Source organism: Brevibacterium marinum, assembly GCF_011927955.1.
In the GTDB taxonomy this organism is placed as follows: domain Bacteria; phylum Actinomycetota; class Actinomycetes; order Actinomycetales; family Brevibacteriaceae; genus Brevibacterium; species Brevibacterium marinum.
In genome coordinates, this window is the sequence record NZ_JAATJN010000001.1 from 2,359,393 (window position 1) to 2,371,433 (window position 12,041).

The following is a 12,041-nucleotide window of genomic DNA, read 5'->3' on the forward strand; positions in this document are numbered from 1 at the left end:
AACGAACGACCACAGAGGACCTCATATGCACATCATCGTCATCGGCTCAGGGATGCTCGGGCTCAGCACCGCCGACAGTCTGGTCATGTCAGGAGCCGACGTCACGCTCGTCGATGCCCGAGACCTGGGCGCCGGCACTTCCGGCACGAGCTTCGCCTGGACGAACGCCAATGGAAAGCTCGACCCTGCGTATCACGAACTCAACATCGCCGGGATGAACGAGCACTCCAGACTCGCTAGCACTCTGCCGGGGCCGCGCACGTACCATCGATCGGGCGGACTGCAGATGGCCGATGTGCACCAGGCACCGCAACTGGAGGAAAGGATCGCTCGCCTCAGCGAGCTCGGATATCCATCCGAGCTGCTCTCAGCCGACCGCGTAGGCGAGATCGCCGGAGACATCTCAGTTCCCGAGAACATCGAACTGATCGCGCATTTTCCATCAGAAGGATATGTGCTCACCGAACAGCTGCTGCGCAACCTTCGTGCACACGCTGTCGAACATGGCGCGAAGCTGATCAGGGGGACTGTCACGGAGGTGGAAGAAGGTGGCGCTCAGGTCGCGGTCCACCTCGGCGATGGACGTGTGCTCTCTGCAGATCGTGTCGTGCTCGCCACGGGACGCTGGACTCAGGCGCTCGCTCAAGCCTCAGGATTCGAGACTCCGATGAACGACGAGATCGGTCTGGGGTCTGCGGTGACGGGTCTTCTCGGCTATGTGAGGACGAATTCGACGCAGGTGAAGTCGGTCGTGCACACGCCCGAGCTGAATCTGCGACCGGGGGAGGACGGAGCGATCGTCGTTCAGGCTCTCGACCTCAACCCGCGAGTCGATCCCGCGGCCCCACCAACGAACGAAGGTTCATTTGCCCAGGAGATGGCGACGAGATTCACTGCAGTGACGAAGGACGCACCGCCGGACCTGATCGACCTGCGCGTGAGCTATCGGTCGCTGCCTGCGGACGGTTTCACGATCGCCGGATTCGCTGCGGGCCTATCTCGAACTTACTGCCTCGTCACACACAGCGGAATCACGCTTGGCCCACTTCTCGGCCGGCTGGTTGCCGAGGAGCTCATCGCCGACAGCCAGCAGGACTTGCTCGACAAATTCCGGCCGACCCGATTCGAACATGCCACGGCAACAGCTGGCGGCGTAGACCTGCCATTGCAGCTCGGCGATCAGTAACACGACTCTCACGTCGATCAAAGGAGACCGATGACTACACGAACCACCGCCGGCCCCGTTGCTCCCGAACGGCTCCCACTGCTGTACCGGGCGATCGGTTTCATCGAGCGGATCGGCAATCTGCTTCCGCACCCGTTTTGGCTGTTCTGGATCATGGCTGGGCTGCTCGGCGTCATCAGCTGGGTGCTCTCAGCAGCCGGCGTCTCTGTGACGCTGCCCGAGTCCGATGAGGTCGTCGAGGTCAAGAACCTGCTGTCGACCGATGGTCTCAAGTACGCCATCGAATCGGCGTTGGACAACTTCGCATCCTTTCCGCCCCTGGCGGTCGTGCTCGTCGTCTTGCTCGGTGTGAGCGTCGCTGAGAAGAGCGGCGTGCTGGAAGCCCTCATCCGGCTGACGATCATCAGATTGCCGAAACGGTGGGTGACCTTCGCGATCGCCTTCAGCGGAATGATCGCCCACATCATGGGCGACGCGGCCTACTTGGTGATGATCCCGCTGGGAGCGATGTCCTTCAAAGCTGCGGGGCGGAGTCCCGTTCTCGGTGTAATGGTGGCTTACGCTTCGGTATCCGCGGGGTTCAATGCGAGTCCGCTCGTCACTCCCTCCGATGCGATCCGCTCTTCGCTGGCATCGGCTGCGGCCCAGACGGTGGACTCGAGCGCTTCGATCACACCGGTGGCAACCTATTTCTTCTCGGCCACCTCGTCGATGCTCCTGGCCGTGATCATCACGTTGGTGGTGGAACTCGTGCTCGCTCGGCGAGAGGATTTCAAGGTTCCTGCTGAAGAATCGGCCAACGCCAGCGGAGTCACCCCACCCGGTCGACCTGGGGAGGACGACACCGACGTCGCCGAGTCGATGACACTCGACGACAGTCAGACTCGCGGTTTGCTCCGGGCAACGGCGGCCGGAGTGGTCTTCATCGTCGCAGTCGTCGTCATCCTGCTGTTGCCGGATTCACCGTTCATCGAACCCGGCCAGTCCCTGGTCGAATCGATGGTCCTCGACAACATCGCGATCTTCATCTCGCTGTTCTTCACTCTGACAGGAATGGTCTACGGGTACAGCACCAGGGCCTTCACCACTGTCAGAGCTGTTCCGGAGGCGATGATCGCTGGTGTGGTCAATCTTGCGCCTGTCATCGTCCTCTTCTTTGCCGTGGCCCAATTCCTCGCATACTTCAGCTGGACGGGAATCGGCTCCGTGCTCACAGTCAACGGCGCAGATCTGCTCCAGAGACTCGAGGCTCCGCACCTGGTCGTGCTCATCGTCATCATCGTCGGAGTGGCGTTCATCAACATGATCGTGACGAGCGGTTCGGCGATGTGGGCGATCTTCGCACCCATTCTCGTGCCGATGATGATGTACTACGGTGTTCGTCCCGAGGCCGCCATGGTGTCGTTCATGATCGGAGATTCCGTGACGAACGCCGTGACACCGATGAGCGCCTATTTCGTCCTCGCGCTCGGATACGTACAGCGATATCGCAAGGACGCGGGGATCGGCACACTCATGGCCTTCACGGTTCCGCTCTCGGTCGCGATCCTCATCGGCTGGGGCCTGTTCTTCTGCCTTTGGTACCTGCTGGGCATTCCGCTTGGCCCTGGTGTCGTGCTTCATTGACAGCCGTGTGACTGATGAGTGCCCGGTTCTTGCCACAGTAGTCAGGAACTAGCTGGTGTCTAAGGGCAATCCCGTCGCCGAGGTGATCGCCGGTGGCTTCGTCGCTCAGGTCCCCTGCGCGGTGGCCAAGGAAGATCCGTGGCGGCGGCCGCACAATTGTGGGAGGCCAAATTCCGAGAGTACTCGGACCGCTGCGTCTCTACTGACTCCAGCCGGTGAGGGTGCGTGTCGCTTCGGCTCCGGGCAGCGCACGGCCGAGAATATCGCGTACGGCGGCGTAGGCGAAGACGAGCCCGGGCCCGATTGTGATCCCGGGGGCGTGATAGACCGCGCCCATCAACATTCCGTTGAACATCGTGAATTCGTGCAGCGGGGCACGGACGAGAGCGTGCCGTTCGCCCAGCAGCCGCCCGTCGAAGGGATATGGTTCGAGGGCGGGGCCGGACAGACGCGAGCCCGGCAGCTGGGTGTGATAATCGGGGTGCATCGCCCGCGCGCGATAGGTCACTCGGGATCCGGTCTCGAGGACGGTTACCGCTTCGGGGCCGAGGTCGAGGAATCTCGCCCGCAGGCGCGTGGGTGAGTGGGTGAATGGGAGCCGATCGAGGCGTCGAGGAAAGCCAGCGCCTCGGCCCGCGTGTCGACGGCTCCGATCTCCTCTGCCCGATGGGTGCCCGGCACCCACGTGGTTCCGGCGGTGAAGGCGGCCGTTCCTCCGACGTGCTCGGAGCGTTCGACGACGGCAATCCGCAGACCTGCGATCGCAGCGAAGTTCGCCGCTGACAGCCCCGCTCCACCGGCCCCGACGACGAGGACATCGAGTTCGACTCCGGTCTTCAGCGCCGCGGGTGATATTCGCGCAGCGTAGGACTCAACAAGTCGGCGTCTTTGCCCGGAGGAGTGCCGGTGCGGAAACCGAATTCGACATCAAACGGAGAGTCCATATCTGAGAGCGAATATTCTTCGACCGCAAATTGCACGTCCCGAGGCCGAAGGCTGTCGCAAGGAGCGAGGAAGCGCTATGGTCGCAGAGTGAGATCCGAGGCGGAATCGGAAATGCTGCGCTTGGTGCGTTCTCACGCATCCGAGCTCATCGACAGTCTTGCCGAACTGGGTGGTCGCGATATCTCAGTGTTCGGCAGCGTAGCGCGCGGCGAAGACGGTCCCGACAGCGATGTCGATCTGTTGGTCGACCTGGACGAGTCTGTCGGGCTTTTCCGACTGCTGGAAATGCGGGCTGTTGCTGAACAGATACTGGGGCGTAAAGTCGACGTAATTCCTCGGCGCGACTTAAAAGCTGAGGTGTTGGAAGCTGCGTTGTTGGACGAATACCGACTTTAGCTATCCTCTTACCTGACCAGCTTTTGCCTACGACTGCTTGTACCCGAGCTTCGTTGAAATCTCCCGTGCCGTCGCTTTCATTACTGGCACCAGTGCCTGCATTCGATCCTTCGGCATGTAGGGGCGCGTGGCCGACAGTGAGATGCCGGCGACAATCTCCCCGCTGCCGTCTTGAACCGGCGCGGCTACGCACCTGATTCCTGGTTCATTCTCTTCCAGGTCGAATGTCGCCCCATCTTGCGTGTAGCCGACCATCCGTTTGACGAATGCCTCCACCGCTGAGGCATCTGCCCCTGGACTCTCTGTAACGAACAGCTGTTCCCAACGCTCTTCCTGCCCCAACAGCAACGCCTTTCCGACTCCGGTGCGGGTCATTGGCATACGGTGACCGATACGCGAGCGCATCTCGGCCCCTCGCGTGCCGGGAATCTTGTGGAGGTAGAGTACGGACTCGCCGTCCTCGACCGAGAGGTGGATGGTGTCCTGAGTCCGTTCGGCCAGCGCCTCGAGGCTATCCCTGGCGACCACCGGCAGCGGGTCTTGATTGAGCGCGGTGAAACCATATTCGATGAGCGTGGGCCCGAGTCGAAACTCTCCAGGCGAACCGTGGCGCAGGTACCCCATCTGTACCAGCAGCTGAATCATCCGGTGGGCACTTGACCGACCCACGCCCGTGGTCTCAACGATCGCTCTCAGCGTCGTCGATCCACCAGCGACAGCGCTGACGATCTGCAGCCCACGAGCCAGCGTCTGAGTGCCCTGAGGGATAGCGGAATTCGCAAATGTGTCGTCGTCAGGCATGGCACCACTATGTCATGAATCCCACATATAGGGACAGTGGTGGCGCATAATGGAACCTCTGCCCATAGTGGCACTTATGGCAAAACAGGCACCACCCGGGGACCCGCAGATGATCGGCCTCGACTGGGGAACGAGCTCGCTGCGAGCCTTCCTCATCGGCAGTGACGGAACGGTTCTCGCCGAACGCAACGGCTCCGACGGGATCATGGCCGTCAGCCCGGACGCAGCCGACCTCCGAGGTGAATTCTCTCGTATCGCTCAGACCGCTATCGGTGACTGGCTGCCTGCCCACGGTTCTCTTCCGCTCCTGGCATGCGGAATGATCGGTTCGACCCAGGGAATCGCCGAGGCGGGATACCTCGATCTGCCCACCGACCTCGGTGCCGTTGGCGGCCAACTGATGACGGTTGAACTGACCATCGGCGAACTCCACATCGTTCCCGGACTGCAGAAGACTTCGACAGACGCGACCGCCCCCGATGTCATCCGGGGTGAAGAGACCGAACTGCTCGGTCTGCTCTCCGCCGGCCAGACAGAACCGACAACGGTAGTCCTCCCCGGTACGCACACCAAATGGGTGAGCTGTGAAGGAACTCGGGTCACCGACTTCTCCACTTCCATGAGCGGAGAAGTCTTCGGACTGTTGAGCACCTCGTCGATCCTCAGCCGTCTGGCCGAACCCACCGATGACTTCCACCTTGACGCCTTCGACTGGGGGCTGAGCGTCGGCGCTGACGATCCCGCCGCACTCACCTCCTCGATCTTCTCCGCACGCACCTGGGCCCTCGACGGACGACTGCACGCCGAGGCAATCAACGACTACCTCTCGGGAATGCTCATCGGCGCCGAGGTCGCCAGCCAACTCACGACCAAAGCCGACTCTGCCGCCCCCTTCATCGTCTGTGGAACCGCGGACCTCACGATGCGATACTCACGCGCCCTCCGCCGACACGGGCGAGAGACGACAGAAGCGGATCCGCGGGCCGCTGCCACCGGACTCTTCCGCATCGCCGAACAATCCGGCCTCGTGCCGACCAAGGAGACCACAAATGACTGACACTGTTCCCACCGGCCTCATCGCCATCCTCCGCGGGGTTCGCTCTGACGAGGTCCTCGACATCGCCGAGGGGATCGTCGCTGCAGGGTTCTCCGCCATCGAAGTCCCGCTCAACTCACCGGACCCCGTGGCTTCGATCGAGGCATTGGTCAACCGATTCGGTGATGAGGTGGAGATCGGTGCCGGCACGGTTCTCACCGCCCGGCAGGTCCGCGACTGCAAGCAAGCCGGTGCCCGCATCATCGTCGCCCCCGACACCGATACCGAAGTCATCCAGACCGCGCTCGGGATGGGGCTCACCCCGTACCCGGGAGCCGCGACCCCGACCGAGGCGTTCGCTGCCATCAAAGCAGGCGCCACCAAGGTCAAACTCTTCCCATCCTCGGCGGTCGGAATCAGCGGGATGAAGGCGTGGAGCGAGGTTCTTCCTGCCGGCACCGAACTCTTCCCCGTCGGGGGAGTGGGAGCCGACAACGCTGCCGAATGGCGCAACGCCGGTGCTGCCGGCCTGGGCCTCGGTTCCTCGCTCTATCGCCGAGGCGACCGCCCTGAAGTCGTACATGACCGGGCCGAGGCGATCGCCTCGGCGTGGGCCCAGGCCCACTGACCCAACGATGACAAGCAGATGACTACACCAGACGAAAGGCCAGACCAATGAAGATCACGTCGATGACGACGTACACGGTGCCGCCGAGGTGGCTGTTCCTCAAGATCGAGACGGATGAAGGGATCGTCGGCTGGGGCGAGCCGATCATCGAAGGCAAGGCCGCCACGGTTGCCGCCGCCGTCGATGAACTCTCCGACCTGATCATCGGCAAGGACCCCGCGAACATCGAGGATTTGTGGACGATCATGTATCGCGGCGGCTTCTATCGCGGTGGGCCGATCCTCATGAGTGCGATCTCAGGTATCGACCAAGCGCTGTGGGACATCAAAGGCAAGTCACTCGGCCAGCCAGTGCACCAGCTGCTCGGTGGGAAGGTCAGGGATCGGATCCGCACGTACTCGTGGATCGGCGGCGACCGACCCGGCGACACAGCTGCGGCAGCACTGGAGACGAAGAACCGCGGGTTCACCGCCGTGAAGATGAACGCGACCGAAGAGCTGCAGTTCATCGATTCCTACACCAAAGTCGACCAGGTCATCGAAAACGTGCAGGCTGTACGGGAAGCCACAGGCGACGACTTCGGCATCGGCATCGACTTCCACGGTCGCGTGCACAAGCCGATGGCCAAGGTCCTCATCAAGGAACTCGAACCCTATCGACTTCTCTTCATCGAAGAACCTGTGCTCTCCGAACACTTCGGATCGCTGCGTGACGTCATGGCGAACACCCCGACGCCGATAGCACTGGGGGAGCGACTGTTCTCCCGCTGGGACTTCCGCGAAGTGATCGCCTCCGGTGCGGTCGACATCATCCAGCCCGACGTCTCCCACGCCGGCGGTATCACCGAGACGCGGAAGATCGCGATGATGGCCGAAGCCTACGATGTGGCGCTGGCGCTGCACTGTCCCCTGGGGCCGATCGCGCTCGCCTCCTGTCTGCAGGTCGATGCCGGCAGCTACAACGCGTTCATCCAGGAACAGAGCCTGGGCATCCATTACAACACGAGCAACGACCTGCTCGACTACGTCACCGACGCTTCCGTGTTCAACTACGACGACGGCATGATCGACATCCCGTCCGGGCCCGGGCTCGGCATTGAGGTCAATGAGGACTACGTCATCGAACGCTCGGCCGAGGGGCACCGGTGGCGCAATCCCATCTGGCGTCACGACGACGGCTCGTTTGCGGAATGGTGAGGAGCTAACAATGACTCAGCTGAAAACGCAGATGACCACGCGCCCGACTCGGATGCGCTACATCATCGCGCTCCTGCTCTTCATCACCGTCGTCATCAACTACATGGACCGGGCCAACCTGTCCATTGCGATGCCGGCGCTGTCCCAAGAGTTCGATCTCACCACGGGCCAGCAGGGACTTCTGCTCTCGGCATTCGGGTGGACCTACGCCGCGATGCAGCTGCCCGGCGGATGGCTCGTCGACCGAGTGCGACCTCGAGTACTCTATGCCTCCTGCTTGGTGCTGTGGTCCCTGGCCACACTGTTCATGGGAATCTCCGGCGGGTTCATTGCCCTCATCATCCTCCGGCTCCTGGTCGGCGGATTCGAAGCGCCCGCCTACCCGATCAACAACAAGGTGGCCACCGCGTGGTTCCCCGAGCGTGAGCGCGGACGGGTCATCGCCTTCTACACTTCGGGGCAGTTCATCGGCCTCGCGCTGCTCACCCCCGTACTGTCCTGGCTGCAGACGGTGCTCACGTGGCACTGGGTCTTCATCCTCACCGGGGTCGTCGGCATCATCTGGGCGTCCATCTGGTGGTTCGTCTACCGCGAGCCGCGTGACAAGTCGGGAGTCAACCAGCCCGAGATCGACCTCATCGCCTCGGGCGGGGGACTAGTCGATATTGAATCCGGTGCGACGAAGGAAACCAAGCCGAAGCTCAAATGGTCGGATGTGAAGGTAGTGCTCTCCAGACGGAAGCTGTGGGGCATCTACCTCGGCCAGTTCTGCCTGACTTCGACCCTGTGGTTCTTCCTCACATGGTTCCCGACCTACCTCGTCGACTACCGAGGGATGGACTACATCGAGTCGGGCTTCATGGCCTCACTACCGTTCATCGCCGCCCTCGTCGGGGTACTGCTTTCGGGGTGGGTCTCCGACTTAATGGTGAAAAAGGGACTGTCACTGGGCACCGCGCGGAAGCTGCCGATCATCATCGGCTTGGCGATGACGGTGTTCATGCTCGGCGCGAACTACACGGATTCGACTGCGTTGGTCATCGTGTTCATGTCAATCGCCTTCTTCGGCAATGGCTTTGCTTCGATCACTTGGTCGCTGGTGTCCGCTCTCGCTCCCGAGCGACTGTTGGGTCTGACTGGAGGCATGTTCAATTTCATCGGCAACCTGTCCTCGATTGCGACCCCGATCGTCATCGGCTTCCTCGTCACCGACATCGACTTCGCGCCTGCGTTTATATACATGGCTGCGATCACCATTGTCGGTGTGCTGTCATACGTGTTCCTCGTTGGGAAGGTTGAACGTGTGGAGGAATGACTGGCTAATTTGAAAGCTACAAGTTAGTCAACCCCCTGGGCTGAGCAGCTTTGTGAGCTTCGCGCTGCCTTTGGGTTACCCGTGGTTACGATCCGCCTTCGCCACAGAGGTGATTAGCATCACCCCTGGTTCCGTTTCATTTTGTTTAATATCGAAAATGGCTTCTTTAACGAGGTCGATATTGTCGTCGATCCAGGCCGCTGAGATGATACCGCGGAGTCGTTGGCAATCCGTATGACTTTGCCACACATCACGAGGACCTTCGCGGCCTGTGACCAGGTTCAGTTGGCTTCGCCGGCACCATAGCCTATTAGTAGTAAAGTTCATCTCACCTGAGCAACGCAGGAGCGGGATTAGTCGCGTTATCAAACGACACGCATAAATGATGTGGCAATCCGCAATTTACGAAGTCAATTTGGTGATTCGAATCTGTTAGGCACAAAAATTCGGCTATACGATTCGATACTACTGAGAATTTCCAGGCGAGTATCAACCCACGGACGTCCGCTCAGCTGAAGACTTGCATCTTGAAGTTTTGCTCGAATCGAGCAACCCATTCGCGGGTTCAGTATCGCGAACGATGATACATCCTTCCCGGTCTCTGCCAAGATCGCGGAATACAGTAGGACTTGCCTCACATCTCTCGGTGAAAAGTTTCTAGATACGCATTTGAACTCGACGAGCAGATCGCCGCACAATAGATCAGCCTCAGACGCTCTCAGCGCCGCAAAGCCCGGAACAACGGGCATCCACTTGCGGGTTTCTTGATCGAAAGATTCAATACTAGACAAGATTGCGTCCCGTAGCTGGTAAACAACACGCCTATTAGCGCTCGAAATCGGCGAGTTCTTCACGTTGTCGAGCCGAGCAATCTTCTCCTTAGCAACTGCGAACGCTTGATCGTCCGGCAGGGTTTCGGTCGCGAGCATGAAAGCAGTTTCAGAAATCAGATCCCAGCCCTCGCTAGGACCGCCACTCTCCTCATCGACACTTCCGATTTGCTGCTGTCCGATAAATGCGGATTCAAACGGAGTTAGAGTCCGCCAGAACATCGGCATGGAGGCGATTTTCTCGACAGTGAATTTCATGGCGATTCCTGGACAAATGGATGGCGCACTCTTGGAAGCGTCTTTAGCGCACTTTTTCGCCAGTGTTTACCCTCATCGCCCAACACATAAGACGCTCGGACGAATTCCTCTTGCAATCTCGGATGCATGGAACCAAAATGAGTCTTCTTGACCCGTAGCCAGTATGCAAGCCCCCAACTAGAGAAAACCTTCATAGTTTCGGCCTGAACTAAAGCCGAGGGCCCGCCTGATGCTCCATAGGTTCGTGTGTATATGTGGTTTAACAACTGCTCATTCGCCCTCGATTTGCACGCACCGATGATACGAATGCAATATACCATGTTGATTTCAGAGTCGGAAATATATCGGTCACGATCGACCAAAGAACGTACTTGATCGACTAATTGCACCACCTGATCTCGATCTCCATCAGCTACAAGCTTCTCGACGACGTAAAGTAGCGATCTGAGCACTTTGGGAAGAACTGGATACAATTTATTCGTGTGCGATAGCATAGTTTGACAAGCTTGAACTTGAACGTTTGCCGGCATCGCGTGTAACGATCTTGCGATTTTAGCCACAACACTTAGGTCAGAACGACCCTTAGACAGTTCTGTTGCTAGCAGTTCCATCAGATTGAACTGGTCAAGTGCGCTTCTCAGCTTTTCATAATCTTCTTCAGCGTCTGGAGCATAGGGATCATAGTATAGTCTAATTCCTAGAAAATGTTGGGCGGACCCCGTCTCTGCCCCGGAATAGTCCAACGAATCAATAAACTCACGTGCTGGAACGAGATTAGTTTTATGTTTTTGTAGACTTAAGCCTTCGGTTTCAAAAAAGTATTCTGACAAAATCGCGGTAATGTGATTGGCTTCGTCCACGGAATCTACGAATACTCGGTAATCATCGGCATACCGAGTAAACTTCAAATTCAAATGGTTAAGCATGTATTGATCTGCGGCCATCAGCAGAACTTCGGACAGAATCCGGGAAGCAGGGCCACCGATTGGTATCCCGAAAGATCTGCCTGTGTTGAATTGCATTAGCATCGAGTTCAGCATGCCCGGTATTGAAGAACCCGGCAAAACATATTTAATTTCATTTTCCATGCGATGTAGGTATATTCGTGAGTAAAAATCAGCGAGATCTAGCATCAGAACATATTTATGGTCATTCGCGCTGCTTCTCGCCGCATCAAGAAACTGCCCCCAACCTCCGACTAAAAATAGATCATGGTGGCTATCGTCCTGGACAAATCGATGCGAGAATACTATCTTCTCGTCGCAGGTGAGGCGTTGCTGTTCCGCGTGGTTGCCGATATGGATTGCCAACGAAAGATAGACTAGGTTCCAAAGCGGATCAATCTTTGTAACCCACCGATATCCGTGATAGCCTGCCGGTGAAATGCAAGATTGATTCACCGGAGGAACGGTATTTAGGGCACTCTCGAATGATTCTTTTGATGACAGAATTTCTGTTACTTTATCGATCATTTTGTTCCGGCTATTTTCGGAATATTCGGCCAATCTGTAGTCGAAGCTTCTCGGGAAAACGTCAGTATCAGAATGAACTTTTATATTATTTAGTGCTCGTTCTATTGTAGATCTCGTTACTTCGGGCATCTTCTCTCCGCTCGTTTTCATAAGTTTCAATTGACTCAACTGTTCGATACTTGCTGTCCACTATAGATTTAATCATACTACAATGATATTACCCACGTGCGTCTACTCTGTGCTTTCGTGTGGGGCCTGCGTGGATTGGGCGTGTAGTAGCCTTTTGCCGAAGTCGAGAGATTTCAGGTCAGTGGCTAACGCGATGTAACTGTTGAATACACCGTTGCGACTC

At 58.4% G+C, this 12,041-nt stretch carries 11 protein-coding genes and 1 pseudogene; 7 read left to right on the top strand and 5 right to left on the bottom strand.

Annotated features, from left to right (window positions below):
* The first annotated feature begins 25 nt into the window (after window positions 1-25).
* Together BKA07_RS10410 and BKA07_RS10415 are read left to right on the top strand one after the other, a co-directional pair.
* Window positions 26-1,186 (top strand): NAD(P)/FAD-dependent oxidoreductase, encoded by a 1,161-nt coding sequence (locus tag BKA07_RS10410; protein WP_167950841.1) that lies wholly within the window; start codon window positions 26-28, stop codon window positions 1,184-1,186.
* A gap of 30 nt (window positions 1,187-1,216) precedes the next feature.
* Window positions 1,217-2,812, top strand: a complete 1,596-nt coding sequence (locus tag BKA07_RS10415; RefSeq protein ID WP_167950842.1) for an AbgT family transporter — start codon at window positions 1,217-1,219, stop codon at window positions 2,810-2,812.
* 199 nt (window positions 2,813-3,011) lie between these two features.
* Here BKA07_RS10415 and BKA07_RS10420 read toward each other — a convergent pair whose 3' ends face one another.
* Entirely contained in the window at window positions 3,012-3,320 is a 309-nt protein-coding gene (locus BKA07_RS10420; protein ID WP_167950843.1) for a hypothetical protein, read from the bottom strand.
* Window positions 3,321-3,343: 23 nt separating this feature from the next.
* Entirely contained in the window at window positions 3,344-3,733 is a 390-nt protein-coding gene (locus BKA07_RS19945; protein ID WP_167953113.1) for an FAD-dependent oxidoreductase, read from the bottom strand.
* A 111-nt stretch (window positions 3,734-3,844) separates the two neighbouring features.
* Between BKA07_RS19945 and BKA07_RS10430 the strand changes: the two genes are divergently transcribed.
* Window positions 3,845-4,153, top strand: coding sequence for a nucleotidyltransferase domain-containing protein (locus BKA07_RS10430; RefSeq protein ID WP_209043938.1), 309 nt, complete (start codon window positions 3,845-3,847; stop codon window positions 4,151-4,153).
* Window positions 4,154-4,180: 27 nt separating this feature from the next.
* Here the strand turns inward: BKA07_RS10430 and BKA07_RS10435 are convergent, their stop codons facing one another.
* Window positions 4,181-4,954 carry an IclR family transcriptional regulator gene (locus BKA07_RS10435; protein WP_167950844.1) on the bottom strand — a complete coding sequence of 258 codons (774 nt, stop codon included), beginning with the start codon at window positions 4,952-4,954 and terminating at the stop codon, window positions 4,181-4,183.
* A gap of 76 nt (window positions 4,955-5,030) precedes the next feature.
* Between BKA07_RS10435 and BKA07_RS10440 the strand changes: the two genes are divergently transcribed.
* From BKA07_RS10440 to BKA07_RS10455, 4 genes and pseudogenes are all read left to right on the top strand, one after another.
* Window positions 5,031-6,011 carry a 2-dehydro-3-deoxygalactonokinase gene (locus BKA07_RS10440; protein ID WP_167950845.1) on the top strand — a complete coding sequence of 327 codons (981 nt, stop codon included), beginning with the start codon at window positions 5,031-5,033 and terminating at the stop codon, window positions 6,009-6,011.
* Complete coding sequence (locus BKA07_RS10445; RefSeq protein ID WP_167950846.1) at window positions 6,004-6,618, top strand: 2-dehydro-3-deoxy-6-phosphogalactonate aldolase; 615 nt, start codon at window positions 6,004-6,006, stop codon at window positions 6,616-6,618. Before BKA07_RS10440 ends, BKA07_RS10445 begins: the two co-directional genes overlap by 8 nt.
* Before the next feature lie 44 nt (window positions 6,619-6,662).
* Window positions 6,663-7,814 (top strand): annotated as a pseudogene (gene dgoD / locus BKA07_RS10450) (galactonate dehydratase); the annotation flags it as partial.
* Between the two features lie 10 nt (window positions 7,815-7,824).
* Window positions 7,825-9,129: an MFS transporter gene (locus BKA07_RS10455; RefSeq protein ID WP_167950848.1), complete on the top strand. Its 1,305-nt coding sequence runs from the start codon at window positions 7,825-7,827 to the stop codon at window positions 9,127-9,129.
* Window positions 9,130-9,539: 410 nt separating this feature from the next.
* On the opposite strand, the gene BKA07_RS10460 is transcribed toward BKA07_RS10455, so the two are convergent.
* Together BKA07_RS10460 and BKA07_RS10465 are read right to left on the bottom strand one after the other, a co-directional pair.
* Window positions 9,540-10,217, bottom strand: a complete 678-nt coding sequence (locus BKA07_RS10460; RefSeq protein ID WP_167950849.1) for a hypothetical protein — start codon at window positions 10,215-10,217, stop codon at window positions 9,540-9,542.
* Window positions 10,214-11,818: an RNA-directed DNA polymerase gene (locus tag BKA07_RS10465; protein WP_167950850.1), complete on the bottom strand. Its 1,605-nt coding sequence runs from the start codon at window positions 11,816-11,818 to the stop codon at window positions 10,214-10,216. The genes BKA07_RS10460 and BKA07_RS10465 overlap by 4 nt, the downstream gene beginning before the upstream one ends.
* Window positions 11,819-12,041: the final 223 nt, after the last annotated feature.